This is a genomic window from Paracoccus alkenifer, from assembly GCF_900108405.1.
Lineage (GTDB): Bacteria > Pseudomonadota > Alphaproteobacteria > Rhodobacterales > Rhodobacteraceae > Paracoccus > Paracoccus alkenifer.
In genome coordinates, this window is record NZ_FNXG01000001.1 from 402453 (window position 1) to 422583 (window position 20131).

Annotated in this window: 21 protein-coding genes; 8 read left to right on the forward strand and 13 right to left on the reverse strand. The window is 69.0% G+C overall.

All coding sequences use genetic code 11. The features are described from left to right. Nucleotides 1-173: 173 nt before the first annotated feature. The 6 genes from BLW83_RS01930 to BLW83_RS01955 form a co-directional block, all read right to left on the reverse strand. Complete coding sequence (locus tag BLW83_RS01930) at nt 174-1262, reverse strand: Hint domain-containing protein (protein ID WP_245728579.1); 1089 nt, start codon at nt 1260-1262, stop codon at nt 174-176. A gap of 83 nt (nt 1263-1345) precedes the next feature. Beyond that, on the reverse strand, nt 1346-2107 hold the full coding sequence (locus tag BLW83_RS01935) for an ABC transporter permease (RefSeq protein WP_090845019.1): 762 nt from the start codon (nt 2105-2107) through the stop codon (nt 1346-1348). Beyond that, nucleotides 2104-3087: an ABC transporter ATP-binding protein gene (locus tag BLW83_RS01940; protein WP_090845021.1), complete on the reverse strand. Its 984-nt coding sequence runs from the start codon at nt 3085-3087 to the stop codon at nt 2104-2106. Before BLW83_RS01940 ends, BLW83_RS01935 begins: the two co-directional genes overlap by 4 nt. Nucleotides 3088-3157: 70 nt before the next feature. Further along, nucleotides 3158-4048: a lysophospholipid acyltransferase family protein gene (locus BLW83_RS01945; RefSeq protein ID WP_090845024.1), complete on the reverse strand. Its 891-nt coding sequence runs from the start codon at nt 4046-4048 to the stop codon at nt 3158-3160. Continuing rightward, nucleotides 4048-4944, reverse strand: a complete 897-nt coding sequence (locus BLW83_RS01950; RefSeq protein ID WP_425433929.1) for a cell division protein FtsX — start codon at nt 4942-4944, stop codon at nt 4048-4050. Before BLW83_RS01950 ends, BLW83_RS01945 begins: the two co-directional genes overlap by 1 nt. 77 nt (nt 4945-5021) lie before the next feature. Further along, a complete protein-coding gene (locus BLW83_RS01955; RefSeq protein ID WP_090845025.1) occupies nt 5022-5696 on the reverse strand; it encodes a cell division ATP-binding protein FtsE in 675 nt (224 codons plus the stop codon). Nucleotides 5697-5763: 67 nt separating this feature from the next. On the opposite strand from BLW83_RS01955, the gene BLW83_RS15630 reads away from it, so the two are divergent. Further along, nucleotides 5764-6591 carry a zinc-ribbon domain-containing protein gene (locus BLW83_RS15630; RefSeq protein WP_245728580.1) on the forward strand — a complete coding sequence of 276 codons (828 nt, stop codon included), beginning with the start codon at nt 5764-5766 and terminating at the stop codon, nt 6589-6591. A gap of 127 nt (nt 6592-6718) precedes the next feature. On the opposite strand, the gene BLW83_RS01965 is transcribed toward BLW83_RS15630, so the two are convergent. From BLW83_RS01965 to argH, 5 genes are all read right to left on the reverse strand, one after another. Then, nucleotides 6719-9184, reverse strand: a complete 2466-nt coding sequence (locus BLW83_RS01965) for a DUF4175 domain-containing protein (protein WP_245728581.1) — start codon at nt 9182-9184, stop codon at nt 6719-6721. 77 nt (nt 9185-9261) lie between these two features. After that, nucleotides 9262-10527 (reverse strand): diaminopimelate decarboxylase, encoded by a 1266-nt coding sequence (lysA, locus tag BLW83_RS01970; protein ID WP_090845027.1) that lies wholly within the window; start codon nt 10525-10527, stop codon nt 9262-9264. A gap of 226 nt (nt 10528-10753) precedes the next feature. Next, nucleotides 10754-10945 carry a hypothetical protein gene (locus BLW83_RS01975; protein ID WP_090845029.1) on the reverse strand — a complete coding sequence of 64 codons (192 nt, stop codon included), beginning with the start codon at nt 10943-10945 and terminating at the stop codon, nt 10754-10756. Nucleotides 10946-11086: 141 nt separating this feature from the next. Then, nucleotides 11087-11245, reverse strand: coding sequence for a hypothetical protein (locus BLW83_RS15635; protein WP_177172459.1), 159 nt, complete (start codon nt 11243-11245; stop codon nt 11087-11089). Continuing rightward, nucleotides 11242-12654 (reverse strand): argininosuccinate lyase, encoded by a 1413-nt coding sequence (argH, locus tag BLW83_RS01980; RefSeq protein ID WP_090845849.1) that lies wholly within the window; start codon nt 12652-12654, stop codon nt 11242-11244. Before argH ends, BLW83_RS15635 begins: the two co-directional genes overlap by 4 nt. 24 nt (nt 12655-12678) lie before the next feature. Between argH and BLW83_RS01985 the strand changes: the two genes are divergently transcribed. The 6 genes from BLW83_RS01985 to BLW83_RS02010 all read left to right on the forward strand — a co-directional run bounded on the left by BLW83_RS01985 (nt 12679) and on the right by BLW83_RS02010 (nt 17595). Next, on the forward strand, nt 12679-13224 hold the full coding sequence (locus tag BLW83_RS01985; RefSeq protein WP_090845031.1) for a TlpA disulfide reductase family protein: 546 nt from the start codon (nt 12679-12681) through the stop codon (nt 13222-13224). A 292-nt stretch (nt 13225-13516) separates the two neighbouring features. Further along, nucleotides 13517-14347, forward strand: coding sequence for an EAL domain-containing protein (locus tag BLW83_RS01990; protein ID WP_090845851.1), 831 nt, complete (start codon nt 13517-13519; stop codon nt 14345-14347). Nucleotides 14348-14456: 109 nt separating this feature from the next. Continuing rightward, on the forward strand, nt 14457-15182 hold the full coding sequence (gene phbB / locus BLW83_RS01995; protein WP_090845033.1) for an acetoacetyl-CoA reductase: 726 nt from the start codon (nt 14457-14459) through the stop codon (nt 15180-15182). Between the two features lie 198 nt (nt 15183-15380). Then, nucleotides 15381-16139 carry a pyrimidine 5'-nucleotidase gene (locus BLW83_RS02000; RefSeq protein ID WP_090845035.1) on the forward strand — a complete coding sequence of 253 codons (759 nt, stop codon included), beginning with the start codon at nt 15381-15383 and terminating at the stop codon, nt 16137-16139. A gap of 16 nt (nt 16140-16155) precedes the next feature. Continuing rightward, entirely contained in the window at nt 16156-16395 is a 240-nt protein-coding gene (locus BLW83_RS02005; protein ID WP_090845037.1) for a hypothetical protein, read from the forward strand. Nucleotides 16396-16401: 6 nt separating this feature from the next. Further along, the gene (locus BLW83_RS02010; RefSeq protein ID WP_090845038.1) at nt 16402-17595 is read left to right on the forward strand and encodes a UbiH/UbiF family hydroxylase; all 1194 of its coding nucleotides are present in this window, start codon (nt 16402-16404) and stop codon (nt 17593-17595) included. A 378-nt stretch (nt 17596-17973) separates the two neighbouring features. On the opposite strand, the gene BLW83_RS02015 is transcribed toward BLW83_RS02010, so the two are convergent. Next, complete coding sequence (locus tag BLW83_RS02015) at nt 17974-18432, reverse strand: Lrp/AsnC family transcriptional regulator (RefSeq protein WP_090845040.1); 459 nt, start codon at nt 18430-18432, stop codon at nt 17974-17976. Beyond that, complete coding sequence (locus BLW83_RS02020; RefSeq protein WP_090845042.1) at nt 18429-18884, reverse strand: Lrp/AsnC family transcriptional regulator; 456 nt, start codon at nt 18882-18884, stop codon at nt 18429-18431. The genes BLW83_RS02015 and BLW83_RS02020 overlap by 4 nt, the downstream gene beginning before the upstream one ends. Nucleotides 18885-19009: 125 nt before the next feature. On the opposite strand from BLW83_RS02020, the gene ilvC reads away from it, so the two are divergent. Beyond that, nucleotides 19010-20032 carry a ketol-acid reductoisomerase gene (gene ilvC, locus BLW83_RS02025; RefSeq protein WP_090845044.1) on the forward strand — a complete coding sequence of 341 codons (1023 nt, stop codon included), beginning with the start codon at nt 19010-19012 and terminating at the stop codon, nt 20030-20032. The last annotated feature ends 99 nt before the right edge of the window (nt 20033-20131 follow it).

A 20131-nucleotide genomic window follows, 5' to 3' on the forward strand; every position in this document is an offset into this window, starting at 1 on the left:
GCTGCGCGGCGGCGGATAATGACGGCTGTCCGCGAATTTGCCAAACCGGGGGCAGATGGACGGGACGGGGACGAGAGGCACAGCGGGGGGCGTCATCCCGCTTCGGGTCCGGGCGGCCCGCCGACACCCGCCGCCTGCCCCGCCATGCAACCGAAGCTCGCGCCCCGAAAACCTCAGGCCCAGACCGGCGCCGCCACCAGCGGCTTGAAGTTGCGCAGCTGCCGCTCGATCAGCTTTTTCACCGGCTTGCCGCGCATGATCGGGCGGCAGGTCGGCGCCGGCTCGCCGGCAATGCCCGCCTGGACCAGATCGGGGAACAGGCTGCGCAGCTCGGCCAGGGCATCATCGCTCATTCCCGACAGCGCCATGGGGCCGAGATGCAACGATTCGGCCTCGGCCCCCTCGGCAAAGACGATCTCGTGGCGGTCGAACATCAGGTGCCAATAACCGACGCTGTCGGCCGCGACCCGCTGAATCCCCGGATGGCCCAGCAGATGCACGGCGGCGATCAACACCTCGGGGGCGCCGGTCATCCGTTCCGCGATGGCCGAGCGCACCAGCAGCCGATGCTGGGGCGACACCATCAGGTCGCGGGCGGGCATCCCCGGCCCCAGCGCCCCGGCCACCACGCGGATCGGGTGCAGCCGCCGCTGTCCGGCCAGCTCGGCCGCCGACAACTGCCGCCCGCCCAGCCAGCGCAGCGGCTGCATCCCGTGGTCGCGGGTGCGGATCATGTCGCCGACCCGCAGCAGATGCACGGGCCGCGGCCCCCGGTCGGTGTCGATCAGCGTGCCGGTGGTAAAGCAGACCACGTCATTTTTCACGTCGATGGTGAAGTTGTTGTTTTTATTCAGGCGATCCCAAAACCAGTAGTCATTGGTTTCGACCATCGTGATCGTAATATCTTTTATGACTGCGCCACTAGGAACATACTCATCAAACGGAACAAGGAGTCGGATCGAGTTGGAAGGATCGTCCAGCGAGACCAGTCGGAGAACCACACCGTTAATGTTGTGATAAGTGGCAACATCCAGCGTCGCAGTCGACTCGAAATATTGCATTCCGGTCACGCGATACAGGGTATCCTCCACTGTCAGCGTATCATTAACCTGCAACCGGGACGGGTTCCCCTGCTGCACCTCGATCGGTTCGACCGTATCCGAAATCTGATGGGTGCCGCCTTCCTGCCCAAGCGGCTTGATCACCGCGTCCTGCAACCATTCCGGCCCCGTCAAAATGCTGGCGTCGTAGAGTATGGCCATTCCCGCCCCCGTTGTGGTTGCGGAATGGTTAACCGGGAAAAGGTTAACAGGCGGTTAAGCCGTGGAAAAAAACTTGCGGAGGGTTATTCCCGCAGCCGCCAGCCGGTCATGAAGATCCAGCGGATCGCCAGCAAAAGCGCGACGATCATCAGCGCCACCGCGCCCAGCGACACCCCCACCGGCACATCGGCGATGCCGAAGAACGACCAGCGGAAACCGGAAACAAGGTAAAGCACCGGATTCAGCCGCGCCACCTGTTCCCAGAACGGCGGCAGCATCGAGGCCGAATAGAACGCGCCCCCCAGGAACACCAGCGGCGTGATCACCATCATCGGCACGATCTGCAACTGCTCGAAATTCTTGGCCCACAGCCCCAGGATGAAGCCCAGCAGCGAAAACCCGGTCGCGGTCAGCACCAGGAACGCCAGCATCCAGAACGGATGCGCGACATGGACGCCCACGAAAAAGAAACTGGTCAGCAGGATCACCAGCGCAATCAGGATCGCCTTGCTGGCGGCAGCGCCGACGAAACCCAGCATCACCTCGACCCAGCCGGCGGGGGCAACCAGATATTCGTAGATCGTCCCCGAAAACTTGGGAAAGAAGATGCCGAAACTGGCGTTGGCCACCGATTGTTGCAGCACCGTCAGCATCATCAGCCCCGGCACGATGAAGGCGCCGTAAGGCACGCCCTCGACCGACTGGATGCGGCCGCCGATCGCCGCGCCGAACACCACGAAATACAGCACCGTGGACAGCACGGGCGAGGCGAGCGACTGCCAGATGGTGCGAAAGAACCGCGCCATTTCATGCAGGTAGATGGTGCGGATCGAACGCCAGCTCATCGTGCATCCCCCTGTTCGCCGACCACCTGTTCGCCGACCGCCTGCCCACCAGCCGCCTGTTCGCCCGCCAGCAGCGCCATGAACACCTCTTCCAGCGAGGATTGTCGCGTCGCCACGTCGCGCACCCCCAGATCCAGCCGGCCCAGTTCAGCCAGCAGCCGGCCGATGCCGGTGCGGTCGGCGCGGGCGTCATAGTCGTATTCAAGGCTGCGGCCGTCTGCGGACAGGGTGATGCCGCGCAGCCCCCAGCCCTCGGGCAGGGCGGCCAGCGGCGCGTCCAGTTCCACCGTCAGCTGCTTGCGGCCGAATTCGCCCATCAGCTGGTCCTTGGGGCGCACCAGCAGCAGCTTGCCGCGGTCGATCACCCCGATGCGGTCGGCCATTTCCTCGGCCTCTTCAAGGTAATGGGTGGTCAGGATGATGGTGACGCCGGATGCGCGCAGCTCGCGCACGACCTGCCACATCTCGCGGCGCAGCTGCACGTCCACGCCGGCGGTCGGCTCGTCCAGAAACAGCACCTGCGGCTTGTGCGACAGCGCCTTGGCGATCAGCACCCGCCGCTTCATGCCCCCCGACAGCGTCTTGGTCGGGGCATCGCGCTTGTCCCACAGCGCCAGGCTGCGCAGCACCTGTTCGATATGCGGCTCGTCCGGGGGGGCGCCGTAAAGCCCGCGGGTAAAGCGGACCGAGTTCGCCACGGTCTCGAACGGCTCAAGCGCGATTTCCTGCGGCACCAGCCCGATCATCCGCCGCGCCGCGCGCCAGTCGGTGGCGATGTCGTGGCCGCCCACCCGCACGGTGCCCTGCGTGGGCGTGACCAGCCCGCAGATGATCGAGATCAGCGTGGTCTTGCCGGCGCCGTTCGGCCCCAGCAGCGCCAGGATCTCGCCCGCCTCGATCGACAGGCTCACGTCGTCCAGCGCGGTGGTGCCGCCGGCATAACGCTTGGACAGGTGGTCGATCTGGATGATCGGCGCCATGGGGAACCTCGGTTGCGACAGGCAAAGGGCAGAGCTAGGGACGCGCGGCGGCAAAGTCCAGATCGGCGGTTCAGCCTGCCCGCGGCCCCGGCAGGTCCAGCCCCGCCTGCTGCATGAGCCGGTCCGAGGCTGCCTCGACCAGCTGTTCCACCTGCCGCACGGTTTCGGCCGAGGGCAGCCCGGCAGGAATGGGGTCGAGAAACTCGATCACCGCCCGGCCCGGCCGCACCCGCAGCCCGTCGCGAGGCCAGAACATCCCGCAGTTGACCGCCACCGGGCTGATGGGCAGGCCGGTCGCCTGCTGGATGGTGCCGACGCCGTGCTTGTATTTGCGCCGCTCGCCCGGGCGGGTGCGGGTGCCTTCGGGGTAGATGATCAGCTGGCCCAGCCCGTCCTCGTCCCCGCGCGAGGTCTCGATTTCCGCGATGATCCGCGACATCGCCTCGGCCCCGCGCGAGCGGTCGATGGGGATGCAGCCGGCCTTGCGCGCGTAATAGCCCATGATCGGCACGCGCAGCACCTCGCGCTTCATGATAAAGGCGCATTGCGGCACGGCATGGGCGATGGCGAGGATGTCGAGGAAGCTTTGATGCTTGGCGGCGATGATGCAGTCGGCGGTGGGCGGCGTGCCGCGCAGCTCGACCGAGACGCCAAGGATCGCGCGCGCGGCGGCCAGCAGCCGCCCGGTCCAGATCACCGGCAGCACATGCGCGTTCATCGGGTCGCGCCGGACCTTGGGCAGCCACCACAGCCCCATGAATGCGGTGACCAGTGCGATCCAGACATAAAACACGGCGGCGCGCAGCGGCCACAGCAGCGGCAGGGGCGCCGGGGTGTAGCGCGGGTCGGCCGCAGCCGGGGGCTTCGCGCCCCCGGACCCCCGCGGGATATTTAGCGACAGAAGATCGCCTGCGGGCGCGGGGTCCAGCGCCCAGCCGGGCCGGTCGAGGGGGGCGGACATCAGCGCAGCTTTCGCAACATGCGCAGGGCGGCGGCGCGGGTGGCGACAAAGCCCAGCGCGGCGCCCAGCGGCGGGATCAGCAGCGGCCACAGCCAGCCCCAGCCGGCAAAGCCGAGCCCGGTCAGGAACCCGCCCGATTCGTTCATGCGCGGCAGGGCGAGGATCGCCAGCATCCCCAGCGCCGTGCCGCCGGCGGCGCCAAGCGCGGTGCGTCGGGTCAGCTGGCGGACAAAGGCGGTGGCGATGGTCAGGTCGCGCGCCCCGATCAGCCGCATCACCCGGATCACCTGCCCGTTGGCGGCCAGCGTCGCCTGCGCGGCCAGCGTCACGATGGCGGCACTGCCCGCGCCGATCAGCAGCAGCGACAGCCAGCCCAGGATGCGCAGCCTCTGCGCGGCCGAGGCCAGCGGGCGGCGCCATTGCGTGTGGTCGTCAAGCACTGCCGCGGGCGCCTCGGCCTCAAGCCGCAGGCGCAGCGCCTGCGCGTCAAAGCCGCGCCCGGTCGAGATCTGCACCAGCCGCGGCACCGGCAGCACATCGACGGGCACATCGGGGCCGAACCAGGGTTCCAGCAGCGCCTCGACCTCTGATGCGGGCAGCAGGCGCTGTTCGGTGATGCCCGGGGTGGTTTCCAGCACGCGCTGGACCGCCTGCGTGCCGGCGTCCAGTTCGGTGGCGGGGGCCGAGATGCGGACGGTCACGGTCTGGGCCAGCCCTTCGGACCAGCGGTCGGCCAGCCGGCCCGTGGCCAGCGCCAGTGCCAGCGCGAACACCGCCAGAAACGCCATTACCCCGGCCGCGAACACCGTCAGCCGCGCGGTCTGCCCCGAGGGCGGCACCACCCGGTCGGCCAGCCCCGATTCGCGGCCCACCAGCGCCCGCCACAGCGTCGCCAGATCCAGCGCCGCCAGATCCGCGCGCGTGCCACGGGCGCGCAGCAGGATGGCGCGCCAGCGCGGCCCTGCCCCCCCGCTCACAGCTCGGCCCCCGCGGCTTGCAGGCGGCCGCCGGCGATACGCAGCACCCGCGCCGAGACCTGTTGTTTCGCGGCGCGGATCAGGTTCAGGTCATGGGTCGCGATCAGCACGGTCTTTCCCGATCTGTTCAGCTCGATCAGCAGTTGCAGCAGCCGCAGCGACATGTCCCAGTCGAGGTTGCCGGTCGGCTCATCCGCCAGAATCACGTCGGGCGACAGGATCACCGCTCGCGCAAGCGCCGCGCGCTGGCGTTCGCCGCCCGACAGCGCCGGAGGCATGGTGCGCGCCTGCGGCCCCATCTGCACCCAGGCCAGCAGGTCGCGGATCGCCTGCATGTCCACCGGCTGCCCCGCCACCGTCATCGGCAGCGCGATGTTTTCCGCCACCGGCAGGTGGTCAAGGAACTGCGTATCCTGATGCACCACGCCGATGCGGCGGCGCAGCCCGGCGATGGCGTCGCGGCCCAGCCCGGCGGCGTCCTGCCCGAACACCGTCAGCCTGCCCTGCGTGGGCAGCAGCTCGGCGATGCACAGCCGCAGAAAGGTGGTCTTGCCCGAACCCGACGGCCCGGTCAGGAAATGGAACGAGCCGCGCGGCAGCTCCAGCGAGATGCCCTGGAACAACGCCTCTTCCCGAGGGTAGGCAAAGCCCACATCCCGCATTTCGATCACGTCGCGCCCTCCTTTGTCCGGGCCGCTTGGCGACCGGACCCGGCGTTGATAGAACGTCCGGGCGGCGATGAAAACCACGCGCCGTCATCATGGGCGCACGACCAGCGGGGTTGAGGCGATGCGGCTGATCTGTCCGCGCTGCGGCGCGCAGTATGAAATCGACGCCTCGGCGATTCCGGCGGCGGGGCGCGACGTCGAATGTTCCGCCTGCGACCACATCTGGCGGGCAAGGCCCGAGGGCGACGGCTTTGACCCAGCGGCCCGCCCGCGGCTCAGCCGCCCGCTGAGCGAATCGGTGATCGAGATCCTGCGGCAGGAGGCCGCGCGCGAGCTTGAGGTCCGCGCCGCCGAACGCCGTTCGCAGCGGCTGGGCGAGGCCGCTCTGGCAGATCCCCCGATCGCCGAGGCTGCCGAGCCGGCGCCCGGAGCGCCCGCATCGGATCCGGCCGCGCCCTCGCCCGACGACACGCTGCTGCCCGGCGACGCGCCCGAGCCGGGGTTTCAGACCGGGGCGGCTGCGGTCCCTGCGACCAAGGTCATGCCCTCTGCTGCCTCTACTGCCCCGCCAGCCGCCCCGCCTGCTGGCTCGTCACTTCCTGCCCCGGCCCCGCTTTCGGCAGCAGCGCCCCCCGCCGTTCTCCCGCCGGCTTTGCGGGACCAGACGGCACGGCGGCGCCATGATGCCGGGTTTCATGTCGCGGTGGTCCTGTCGCTGAGCGCGCTGGCGCTTTACGCGCTGGCGCCGCGGCTGGCGGATCAGCAACCCTATGGGCCGACGCTGGTGGAGTGGCGGGGCAAGGTCGATCACCTGCGCGATCGGCTGGCGGCACATGGCGACGCCGCCATTGCGCAGCTGCGGGCAGTGGTCGACGGGCAGCGCGCCGCCGGCGACTGATCCGCCCGCCCACATCCCGATTGCGGGCGTCTGCTTCCTGTAGAAAACCGGATACGGCCCGACCCTATCCCGGCCCGCGCCCCAGCGCACCAGAGGCTGATCAAGGCACCGGGCGCAAGGCGCGCGCTCAGAACCGGTCCAGCAGCCGTCCCAGATAGTCGCGCTCGGCCCGGGGGCGGGCGCCTTCGCCGCTGCGGCGGCGGATTTCGTCCTGCAATTCGCGGGCGCGCCCGGCGCGGCGTTCAGAATCGGCCAGAGGTTCGCCGGTGGTGACGTTGCCGCCCTGCCCGCCGGTGTCGCGCCCCAGCGGATCGCGGCCGGGCACGGGGCGGGCGAACCCCTCGCCGCCATCCGCGCGGGGGGTGCCCTGCGAGCCGGCCTCGTCGCCCTGCCCCGGCTGCGGCGCGCCATCCTCGCCCGGCTGGCCGCGCGACAGGTCCGACAGCGCGCGCATCCCCTCGCGCAGCGCCTCGATGGCCTCGGCCTGGCGCTCCAGCGCACCGGCGGCATCGCCCTGACGCAGGGCGCGCTCGGCCTCGGCCATGGCGCGGCCGGCGTCGTCCAGCCGGTCGCTGGCGGCGTCGCCCTGATCGGTGCCGCGGCCGGGCAGCAGCCCCTGCTGGCGGCCGATCTCGGCGCGCAGGTCGCGCTGGCGGTCGGCGAGCGAGGGCGCGTCCCCGTCCCCGCCATCTTCACCCTCGCCCGGTGCCTCGCCAAAGGGGTCGCGCTGCGCCTCGCGCAGCACGTCGTCGGCCAGCCGCTGCTGGTCGCGCAACGTCTCGCGCAGCCGGTCCATGGAACGGCCTTGGGGCGAGGAATCGCCGCCCTCGCCCTCGCCCTCGCGCACCTCAAGATTGTCCATCAACTGGTTGAACTGATCCAACAATTCCTGCGCCTCGGCCATGCGGCCCTCATTCATCAGGCGCTGGATTTCGTCCATCATCTGCTGGATCTGGTCGCCGGTGATCTGCCGTCCCTGCTGTTCAGAGCGGTCGAACCGCGCCGAGGGATCCTCGCCCCGCTCGGCCAGCATCCGCTTATAGTCGTCGGTGGCCTCGCGCAGCGCGTCCATCAGCTTCTGGATCTCGTCGGGGCTGGCGCCGTTGCGGATCGCCTCGGCCAGCCGCTGCTGGGCCTGCCGCATCCGTTCCAGCGCGTCGCCAAGGCCCCCGTCCTCGATCAGCAGCGCCGCATCCCACAGCGCATCGGCCAGCGCGTCGCGCACGTCCGCCGACAGCGGCCCGGATTCCAGCGCCTGCACCGCGCCGGTGATCGCCTGCGCGGCCTCGGGCGGCAGGGGGCGGTCGCTGCGCCAGACCATCGCGCGCAGCAGCCGGGCGCTGCGGGCGGCATTGTCGCGCGACCACAGCAGGTCGCGGCGCATCTCGGCGATCCCGGCCGCCAGCGGGTCAAAGAACCGCCGGCCCGGCAGGATCAGCGCCGTGGGCGGGGTGTGGGCTGCCTGCTCGATCCCGTCGCGCACCGACAACGTCATCCGCACCGGCAGGTTCGCCCAAGGGTGGCGGGACAGATCGGCAGACAGCGTGGCGCTGACCCGGCGGCGCTGGCCGGTCGCGGGCAGCGGCAGGTCCAGCTGCAACGCCTCGCGCGGTTCGGGGTCTGGGGTCAGGCCGTGGCGGCGGTCCACCGCCGGCAGGTCCAGCGTGATCGAGGCGGTGCCGGCGGTGATGCCATGGTCGTCCTCGGCCGAAAACCCTTGCGCCAGCCGCCCGTCGGCACGCCGCCCGGCCAGCGCCGCCAGCCCCAGCTGCGGCGGCGCATCAGGCTGCACGGTCACCGCAAAGCTGCGCCCGTCCACGGTCAGGGTGCCGTCCTGCTGCGCGGTATAGCGCGGCACATCCGGGGTGGCCTGCGGATCGGCGGCGCCGATGTCCTGCGCGACCGACAGCCCCTGGCCATACAGCCGCAGGTTGAAGCTGGTGCCCTGCGGCACGGTCAGCGCGTCCCCCTCCAGCGTGTTGAGGTAGATTACCGGGCGGCCGGTATGGCGCGGAGGTTCTGCCCAGCCCTCCCACGCGGGGCCGGCCGCCACCGACTGGTCCGTGGGGGCCGAGGGCCGCCAGCCCGCGGCCAGCGCGCCCAGCCCCTGCCCCACCGGCGCCGTCCCGCCAAAGATCAGCGCCATCGCCAGCGCGGTCAGCCCGACCAGCCGCAGCGCAAAGGGATCGCGCCGCACCAGCGCCGCATCGGGGGCGACCGGCCGCGCCCGCGCCGCCGCTGCCCGCGCCGCCGCCTGATGCGCCTGCCACAGCATCGCCGCATCCGGCCCGCCCAGCACCATGCGGTCGCCCAGCACCGACAGCGGCCGCCCCTCCAGCCGGCGATCCACAAGCAGCACCGCCTGATCGCGCGAGGGGCGGCGAAACCGCACCCAGCCCCACAGCACCAGCGCCGCCAGCACCAGCAGCCACAGCGCCGAGCCCCAGCCCAGCGCCCCCGGCGGGACCAGCGCCACCAGCCCCAGCACCAGCGCCGCCAGCCCCAGCGCCGCCCAGGTCGCGGCAGGCCAGAACCCTGCGGCAATGTGTTCCCACCACAGCCCGGCCAGCGTCAGCCCCACCGCCCGGCGCACCGGCGCGGGCAATGGCAAGTCGAAAGGCTCCGCCCCGGACGGCGCCGCATCGCGCGCGGGATATGCCCCGCGCCCGCTCACAGCCAGTCGGGGATGCGGTCGCGCGACAGCATCTCGTCGATCGAGGGGCGCGGGCGGATCACCGCGAAACGGTCGCCGGACACCAGCACCTCGGGGACCAGCGGGCGAGAGTTGTATTCCGACGCCATCACCGCCCCGTAAGCCCCGGCCGAGCGAAAGGCGACCAGATCGCCCGCCCCCACAAGCGGCAGCGGCACCGCGCGGGCAAAGGTATCGCCGGTCTCGCACACCGGGCCGACCACATCGACGGGATGCGGATCAGTCCCGGGCGCAGGCTCGACCACCGGCACGATGTCGTGATGCGCGTCATACATGGCGGGGCGGATCAGGTCGTTCATCGCCGCATCGACAATCAGGAAATCCCGGCCCTCGCCCTGTTTCAGAAAGATCACCGAGGCCAGCAGGATCCCGGCGTTGCCGGCGATATTGCGCCCCGGCTCGATCTCGATCTCGCAGCCCAGATCGCCCACGGTTTCACGCACCACCTCGCCATATTCCAGCGGCAGCGGCGGGGCGGCGTTGTCGCGCCGGTAAGGGATGCCAAGGCCGCCGCCCAGGTCCAGCCGGGTGATCGCATGGCCATCCGCCCGCAGCACCCGGCACAGCTCGGCCATCTTGCGATAGGCTTGGCGATAGGGGTCGAGGTCGGTCAGCTGGCTGCCGATATGCATGTCGATGCCGACCACCCGCAGCCCGGGCAGCGAGGCCGCCAGCCGATAGACCTCGCGCGCGCGGGAAATCGGGATGCCGAACTTGTTTTCCGACTTGCCGGTGGCGATCTTGGCGTGGGTGCGGGCGTCCACATCGGGGTTCACGCGCACGGCGATGGGCACCTCGGCCCCCATTTCCTGCGCCAGCGAGGACAGGGCCAGCAGCTCGGGCTCGCTTTCCACGTTGAACTGGCGGATGCCGCCAGAGATGGCGCGGGCCATCTCGTCGCGGGTCTTGCCGACGCCGGAAAACACGATGCGTTCGCCGGGAACGCCCGCCGCAAGCGCGCGCGCATATTCCCCGCCCGAGACCACATCCATCCCCGCGCCCAGGCTTCCCAGCAGCTTGAGCACCGCAAGATTCGAATTCGCCTTGACCGCGAAACAGACCAGATGGTCCGTCCACGCCAACGCCTGCCGGAACAGGTTGAAATGCCGGGTCAGCGTGGCGGAGGAATAGACATAGACCGGGGTGCCGACCGCCCGCGCGATCTCGGGCAGCGCCACGTCCTCGGCGTGCAGCACGCCGCCGCTGTAGTTGAAATGATCCATCCGACCCGCACCGAAAATCCAGAGCACCGATATAACGCCAGCGGGCCGCACAATGCAAAGCCCGCGGCCCGGAAACCCGCGGCGACAGCGGGTTCTTCATCACGCAAATATCCTCCGGGCTTTCGAGCGCCCGGAAAACAGTCCAGCGGACTGTTTTCAGCGAGGAAGGCCACGGCAGTGGCAGGGGGTGGAAAACCCCCGCTCGACCACGCCGCCGGGAAACCGGTCAGCTGCGCGGTTCCAGCCCGATCAGATCCGCCCCCGACAGCGACACGGGCGCGTGGCGCTTGTTGGGGTCATAGACATAGGTGCCCTTCTGGATCATCACCTCGTCGGAATTGCCGACGCTGCCCGAGCCGCCCGAACAGGCCGACAATGCGGCCAGTGCCACGGCGATCATCGTGATTCTTGCGGTCATGCTGTTGCCTCGTCTGCTTGTTGCCATCCGCGGGCCTGACCCGCACCTGCCTGCAAGCGGGTCGTTGCCCGCCAATTCGCCGCCGTTGCCCGGCGTGCGCATCCGGTCGGCCGGGCAGGACGAACTGCCCGGCCGCAATCGTCACAGCGTGGTGATGACACCCACCACGGCCTCGCCGCTCAGCCGGAGGCCGGTGGACGCCTGCGGCGATTTGCTGGACGCGGTGGGCGCATGGGGTGGCCCGTCCGCCCCGCAGGCCGCCAGCATCAGGACCGCCGCCAGTGCAGCAAGGCGCATCATTCCCACCCCTCCATCGCGCCCTTCCAGCGGGCGATCTGCCGGCGCACCTGATCGGGCGCCGTTCCCCCGTAAGATTGCCGCGAGGCGACCGAGTTGTGAACACCCAGAACGTCGAACACCTGCGCCGTTATCGCAGAATTGACCGACTGCATGTCGGCCAGCGTCAGTTCCGGCAGATCGACGCCGCGCGATTCGGCCATGGCGACCAGCGCGCCGGTGGCGTGATGGGCGTCGCGGAACGGCAGCCCGGCCTCGCGCACCAGCCAGTCGGCCAGGTCGGTGGCGGTGGAAAACCCGCTGGATGCCGCGGCCTCCAGCCGCTCGCGGTTGACGGTCAGGTCGCCGATCATCCCGGTCATCGCCGCCAGCGCCAGCATCAGCGTGTCGGCGGCGTCAAAGACCTGTTCCTTGTCCTCTTGCATGTCCTTGGAATAGGCCAAGGGCAGCCCCTTCATCACCGTGAACAGCGCCACCGCGGCGCCAAGGATGCGGCCGATCTTGGCGCGGATCAGCTCGGCCGCGTCGGGGTTGCGCTTTTGCGGCATGATGCTGGACCCCGTGGACCAGCGGTCGGACATGGCGACGAAACGGAACTGCGCGCTGGACCAGATCACCAGCTCTTCGGCCAGCCGCGACAGATGGGTGGCGCAGATCGCGGCCGCCGACAGGAACTCCAGCGCGAAATCCCGGTCGCTGACCGCATCAAGGCTGTTCGCCGTCGGGCGGTCGAACCCCAGCGCCGCGGCAGTGGCCTCGCGGTCGATGGGAAAGCCGGTGCCCGCCAGCGCGGCCGAGCCCAGCGGGCATTCGTTCATCCGTGCCCGCGCATCGGCAAAGCGCCCGATGTCGCGGCCCAGCATTTCCACATAGGCCATCATGTGATGCCCCCATGTGACCGGCTGCGCGGTTTGCAGATGGGTAAAGCCGGGCATCACCCAATCCGCCCCCGTATCGGCCTGCGTCACAAGCGCACGGATCAGCGCCCGGCAGGCCGCAATCGCCGCGTCGCACTGGTCGCGCACCCACAGCCGGAAATCCGTCGCCACCTGGTCGTTGCGACTGCGCGCCGTGTGCAGGCGGCCGGCGGGCTCGCCGATCAGCTCTTTCAGCCGCGCCTCGACGTTCATGTGGATGTCTTCCAGCGCGGTCTGGAACCGGAACCCGCCGCCCTCGATCTCTGACAAGACGGTGAGCAGCCCTTTCCCGATGGCGTCCGCATCGCTAGGGCTGATGATGCCTTGCGCGGCAAGCATCGCCGCATGGGCCCGGCTGCCCCGGATATCCTGGGCGTAAAGCCGCTGGTCGAACCCGATCGAGGCGTTGATCGCCTCCATGATCGCATCCGGCCCGGCGGCAAAGCGCCCCCCCCACATGGTGTTGGCGGAGGGATTTTCGGGCGTGTCGGTCATCGGATCGGTCCTGTCGGAGGTCATATGCTGCGTTTCCTTGCCCTTTATACGTCCCTTGCCCTTGCTGCAAACGCGGCCGCCGCCGCGCCGGTGGACTGGCAGGCGGCGCGCGACGCCGGGCTGCCCAAGCTGATCGAATCCGAACCCTCGGCGGTGCCGGGCATCGAGTTTTCCGACGTGGACGGCGCCACCCACAGCCTGTCCGACTGGCAGGGCCAGGTGGTCTTGCTGAATTTCTGGGCGACATGGTGCGCGCCCTGCCGCGAGGAAATGCCCTCGCTCGACGCATTGCAGCGCGAAAGGGGGGGCGAGCGGTTCCAGGTGGTGACCGTGGCCTCGGGGCGCAACCCGCCCGCCGCCATCGAGCGTTTCTTTGCCGAGGAAAACATCACCGAACTGCCCAGCCTGACGGACCCGAAGATGTCGCTGGCCCGCGCCTTTGGGGTGATGGCGATGCCGGTCACCATCCTGATCGACGCCGAGGGCAACGAGGTCGCCCGCATGACCGGCGACGCCGACTGGGCCTCGCCGGCCGCGCTGGCGCTGATCGACCAGATGCTGGCCGAATAGCAAACTACGCGCAATTTTATCTAAATCCGGCGCGGCGGAGCGGCCGCGCCGGCAAGGCAGCCGCAATCCGACACGGCGCAGGCAGCCCGCGCGGCGCGCCTGAATTCAATGACTTGGCGGAATATCTTGATGGAGCGCCCGGAACGCCGCGCCCCGTTTCTACACCCCTGCGCGAGCGATCCGGCAGCGACATGACCGCCGGTTGTGTTAACCCACCCCCCCGATCCACGCTCGTCTTTACGATTTGTTCGCTCATTCTGGACAGAGTGCTGACATGGACAAGGGGACCAAGATGCGACTCGATTCTGATCAGCTCCGGACGGGCAAGACCGGCTCTCCGCTGGATTTCGCGGTGGATCACCAGCAGCGGCTGACGATGTCCACCGTGCGCCGCGCGGTGGAACGGGGGGATGCGGTGCTGGCCTATCAGCCGGTGGTGCAGGCCGCCCGCACCGACCGCCCCGCCTTTCACGAGGGGCTGATTCGGATCATCGACGAAACCGGCGGCTTTGTGCCGCTGCGCGATTTCATGCCGCTTGCCGAGCTGAGCGAACTGGGGCGCCAGATCGACTGCCTGTCCCTGACGCTGGGGCTACAGGCGCTGATCGACGAACCGGGGCTGCGGCTGTCGATCAACATGTCCGCGCGCTCGATCGGCTATCCGGACTGGCTGCACACCCTGCATCACGGGCTGTCGCGCGATGTGACGGTGGCGGAACGGCTGATTCTGGAAATCACCGAAAGCTCGGCGATGGGGATGCCGGCACAGGTCCACCGCTTCATGCGCGACCTGCAACGCCTTGGGGTCAGCTTTGCGCTGGATGATTTTGGCGCGGGCTATACCTCGTTCCGCTATTTGCGCGACTTTGCCTTTGACATGATCAAGATCGACGGCCGCTTCATCCGCGACATCGCCAACCAGCCGGATAATCAGGTGCTTGCCCAGGCGCTTATGATGATCGCCCGGCATTTCGACATGTTCACCGTGGCTGAGCAGGTCGAAACCGCCGACGATGCCGCCTATCTGATCGAACTGGGGGTCGACTGCCTGCAAGGGTTCTATTTCGGCGCGCCGACCATCTCTCCGCCGTGGCGGACGCCGAACGCCTCGGCCCGACGCTGATACGAGCGCGGGGATATTTCCGACAAATTCTCCCACCCCCTTGTGCAACATTATTTCCTATTCTACCCCTTAAGAGAAAGAGGATTTCAATTCCGGGTTTGGAGGGAACATGCCTAAAGTTGCTCTGGTCACTGGCGGGACGCGCGGCATCGGCGCGGCCATTTCAAAGGCGCTGAAAGAGGCCGGCTATGAGGTTGCGGCCAACTATGCCGGCAACGACGATGCGGCACGCGCATTTACCGAGGAAACCGGGATCAAGACCTATAAATGGTCCGTCGCCGACTATGACGCCTGCGCCGAAGGCATCAAGCGCGTGGAATCCGAGCTTGGGCCGGTCGATGTTCTGGTCAACAACGCCGGCATCACCCGCGATGCCATGTTCCACCGCATGACCGCCCAGCAGTGGAAAGAGGTTATCGACACCAACCTGACCGGCTTGTTCAACATGACCCACAACGTCTGGAACGGGATGCGCGACCGCAAGTTCGGGCGGGTGGTCAACATCAGCTCGGTCAACGGGCAAAAGGGCCAGGCTGGGCAGGCCAACTATTCCGCCGCCAAGGCCGGCGACATCGGCTTTACCCGCGCGCTGGCGCAGGAAGGCGCGCGGGCGGGCATCACCGTGAACGCAATTGCGCCGGGCTATATCGGCACCGAAATGGTCCGGGCCATCGACGAAAAGGTGCTGAACGAACGCATCATCCCACAGATCCCCGTCGGCCGGCTGGGCGAGCCCGAAGAAATCGCCCGCTGCGTGGTGTTCCTTGCCGCAGACGACGCGGGCTTCATCACCGGCTCGACGATCAGCGCAAACGGGGCGCAGTTCTTTTCCTGACCCGCTTTCAACCCCGGGCGGCCGCCGGCACTGGCGGCCGCTCGCCTGCCTGTCCCCTTCGCGGTGGCGTCGGTGCGTGGGGACCACGCACCCTACCCATCCATCACGGCCCCCGTAGGGTGCGTGGTCCCCACGCACCCCCCGCCGCCAGCGCCCCCCCCGATTGCAACCGCCTCATCCCCGGGTTAGCCCGGCTGCATGAACACGCCCACTTTTCCCCTGCCCTCGCCCGCGCCGTCGGATCCCGCCGTTTTGCGCCGTGGCTTCGCCGGGGTCGACTGCTGGATATTCGATCTCGACAACACGCTTTACGCCCCCGAAATCCGGTTGTTTTCGCAGATCGAAGCGCGGATGACCGCATATGTCGCCCGCCTGCTGTCCGTCGATCTGGCCGAGGCCAGCCGCCTTCGCGTGCATTACTGGCGCGAGCATGGCACCACCCTGGCCGGGCTGATGGCCCATCATCGGATCGACCCCGAACCCTATCTGGCCGAGGTGCATGACATCGACCTGGGCGCGCTGGTGCCGGATGCGGCGCTGACCGCCGCGCTGAATGCGCTGCCGGGTCGGCGAATCGTGCATACGAATGCGGATTCCGTTTATGCCGGGCGCGTGCTGGCGCGCCGCCAGCTGGTTTTTGACGCAATCCACGGCATCGGCGAGACCGGCTATCACCCCAAGCCCGACCCGCGGTCCTTTGCCGCAGTGCTGGACGCGCACGGTCTGGACCCCAGCCGCTGCGCGATGTTCGAGGACGACCCCCGCAACCTGCAAGTGCCGCATTCCCTTGGAATGCGCACGATTCTGGTGGGGGCCGGTCACCACGGGCCGGACGGGTCGGCGCAGGATCGCGACCCGGGGCACCATGTCCAGTGGCACACCCAGGATCTGACCGGATTTGTCGCAACTCTTGCCGCCGCCCTTGCCGACGTGGCAAGTTCACAGGCGACCCTTTGAACGACCGAGGTTTCCGATGTCCCAATCCGACCACTCTGCCGCCGCAGCCTTCAACGACGCCCTGACCGGCGACGAGGAGTTGCAGTCCCGCAAAGAGCGCGTGATCGCCGGGCGCATCCTCATGGTCCTGGCCATGGCGGTCGTGCTGATCGCGGTGCTGGTGGCGCTGTTCGGCCTGCCCGCGCTGACCATGGTGGCGCTGGCCGGCGCGACGCTGGTCATGGTGGTGCTGATCGCCTATGCGGCAGGATTCTAGGCTGCGGTGACGGCTGCGTCCGAAACCGATGTGCTGGTGTCCGGTGGCGGCGTTGCCGGGCTGGCTGCGGCTGCGGCTTTCGGCGCGGCCGGGCTGCGGGTGATCTGTGTCGATCCGGCCCCGCCGGTGACCAGGGAAAGCAGCGCGGGCGCGGATCTGCGCACCACCGCGTTTTTGCAGCCCTCGATCGCGCTGTTCCGCCGCATCGGGCTGTGGGATCGCCTGCAACCCCATGCGGCGCCGTTACAGGTGATGCGCATCGTCGATGCCGGCGGCACTGAACCGCAGCCGCGGCTGACCCGCGCCTTTGACGCGGCCGAGATTTCCGACCAGCCCTTTGGCTGGAACCTGCCCAACTGGCTGCTGCGGCGCGAGATTTCCGCGCGGCTGGCCGAGCTGCCGGGGGTCGAGTTCCGCCCCGGCACCGCCACCGCCGGGCTGGTCGCGCGCGAGGATGCCGCGCTGGTCGAGTTGTCGGACGGGTCGCGGCTGCGGGCGCGGCTGGTGGTGGCGGCGGACGGGCGCAACTCGCCGGTGCGCCAGGCACTGGGGATCGGCGTGCGCACCATCCGCTACGGGCAAAAGGCGCTGGCCTTTGCGGTCACGCACGAGATCCCGCACCAGAATGTCTCGACCGAGATTCACCGCTGGGGCGGCCCATTTACGCTGGTGCCCCTGCCCGACCGGGGCGGCAAGCCCTCGTCCGCGGTGATCTGGATGGAGCGGGGGGCCGAGACCGCACGGCTGCGCGCCCTGCCGCGCGAGGCGTTCGAGATCGCGCTCAACGACCGTTCCGCCGGGGTTCTGGGGCGGCTGCAACTGGCCACCGGGCTGACGGAATGGCCGATCATCAGCCAGATCGCCGACCGCTGGACCGGCCCGCGCACGGCGCTGATGGCCGAGGCCGCCCATGTCGTGCCGCCCATCGGCGCGCAGGGGCTGAACATGAGCCTGGCCGATCTTTCGGCGCTGCTGGATCTGATGACCCCGGACCCGGGCAATGCCGCGGCGCTGGCCCGCTATGAGCGCGAGCGCCGCCCCTCGGCGATGGGCCGGCTGATCGGCATCGACGCGCTGAATCGCGCCAGCATGATGGCGCCGCGGCCGCTGCGCGACCTGCGTGCGGCTGCGCTGGGGGGGCTTTACGCGCTGGCGCCGGTGCGGCGGGCGATGATGCGCGCGGGGCTGGGGACGCGCTGAGGGCGGCGGTGCGTGGGGACCACGCACCCTACCCCTTCGCTACGGTTCTCGCCCGGCTGGCGCACGGTTCCCACGCACCACTCCCATCCGCCCCAACTCCCGTAGGGTGCGTGGTCCCCACGCACCACCCATCCCCCACCGCCCTCCCCCCGCCGGGTACGGTCCCCACGCACCATCCCCATCCGCCCCAACGCCCGTAGGGTGCGTGGTCCCCCACGCACCATCCATCCTCCACCGTTTCCCCCGCCGCGCACGGTCCCCACGCACCATCCCATCCGCCCAACTCCCGTAGGGTGCGTGGTCCCCACGCACCACCCATCCCCCGCTGCCCACCACCCCCCACCCCCCCGTATGGTCCTCACGCAGCGACGCCGCCGTCTATCCGAGGGGGCCGGGGCGGCGTTCCTCGGACAGGACCACGTTGGCCTCGACCTGGCCCACGCCGGGCAGGGTCATGATGCGGCGACGCAGGATGCGTTCGAAATCGGGGATGTCGCGGGCGATGATCCGCAGCCGGTAATCGAAGCGGCCCAGCACATGCTGCACGGTCTGCACCTCGGGGATGGCGGTGACCGCGCGTTCGAAGCTTTCCAGTTCCGGGCGGCCGCGGGCGGCAAGGCGGATGCCGAGGAACACCGAGACGGTGAACCCCAGCGCCGCGTGGTCCACCAGAACACGGCGGCCGGCGATGATGCCGCTGTCGTGCAGGCGGCGGATGCGGCGCCAGACCGCGGGCTGGGTCAGGCCGATCTCGCGCCCGATCTCGGCCGCGCCCAGCGTGGCGTCGCGGGCAAGCAGCCGCAGGATGGCAAGGTCGGTGGCGTCGGTATCGGTCATAGCGTCAGCTCGGCCGTATCCTTGATGGTCGCGACCAGCATCAGCGGCTCGATATCGGTGACATGGGGCAGGCCAAGGATGCGGTCGCGGTAGATGCGCTGCCAGTCCCCCATGTCGCGGGCGATGACCGACAGGCGGATGTCGACCGAGCCGAGAAAGGTCTGGATCTCGATCACCTCGGGCAGTTGCCGGGCGGCGGCGGTGAAGCGGTCAAAGGCGCGGGGTTCGGTCTTGTCGAGCGTGAAGCGCAGCGAGACCTCGACCGCATAGCCCAGCGCGCGCCAGTCGATCCGCGCCTCGGTCGCGCGCAGGATGCCGCGGTCGCGCAGCCGGTCCAGCCGGCGCCACAGCGTGGCCGTGGTGACACCGGCACGGTCGGCCAGCGCGGCATTGTCGGCCTGCGGGTCGGCCAGCAGGTGGCGCAGGATGCGGCGGTCGGTGTCGTCGAGCATGATCTTTTCAGTATTTGCGGACTGGCCGCATGGATTTCGCAAGTATTCGCTGCATCCCGCGAAAATTGCAACCCCTGCACCTCAGCAGCGCGCTAGAAAGCCCCCAGCAAACAAGGAGAACCCCGATGCGCGTTTACTACGACCGCGATTGCGACGTGAACCTGATCAAGGACAAGAAAATCGCCATCCTCGGCTATGGCAGCCAGGGCCACGCCCATGCGCTGAACCTGCGCGATTCGGGGGCCAAGAACCTGGTCGTGGCGCTGCGCGACGGCTCGCCCTCGGCGGCCAAGGCCGAAGCCGAGGGGCTGAAGGTCATGGGCATCGCCGAGGCCGCCGCCTGGGCCGACCTGATCATGTTCACCATGCCCGACGAATTGCAGGCCGAGACCTACAAGAAATACGTCCACGACAACCTGCGCGACGGCGCCGCGATCGCCTTCGCCCACGGGCTGAACGTGCATTTCGGCCTGATCGAGCCGAAGCCGGGCGTTGATGTCATCATGATGGCGCCCAAGGGTCCGGGCCACACCGTGCGCGGCGAATACACCAAGGGCGGCGGCGTGCCCTGCCTGGTGGCCGTCCATCACGACGCGACCGGCCGCGCCATGGATCTGGGCCTGTCCTATTGCTCGGCCATCGGCGGCGGGCGCTCGGGCATCATCGAGACCAACTTCCGGCAGGAATGCGAAACCGACCTGTTCGGCGAGCAGGCAGTGCTGTGCGGCGGCCTGGTCGAGCTGATCCGCATGGGCTTCGAGACGCTGGTCGAGGCCGGATATGAGCCGGAAATGGCCTATTTCGAATGCCTGCACGAGGTGAAGCTGATCGTGGACCTGATCTACGAAGGCGGCATCGCCAACATGAACTATTCGATCTCGAACACCGCGGAATACGGCGAGTATGTCAGCGGCCCGCGCATCCTGCCTTACGCCGAAACCAAGGCGCGGATGAAAGAGGTGCTGCGCGACATCCAGACCGGCAAGTTCGTGCGCGACTTCATGCAGGAAAACGCCGTCGGCCAGCCGATGTTCAAGGCGACCCGCCGTCTGAACGACGAACACCAGATCGAGCAGGTGGGCGAAAAGCTGCGCGCGATGATGCCGTGGATTTCCAAGGGCAAGATGGTGGACAAGGCGCGCAACTGATCGCGTCACCGCCGCAGCGGGGCTTCGCGCCGGGCCACTGCCGTGGCCTTCCTCGCTGAAAACGGTCCACCGGACCGTTTTCCGGGCGCTCGGAAGCCC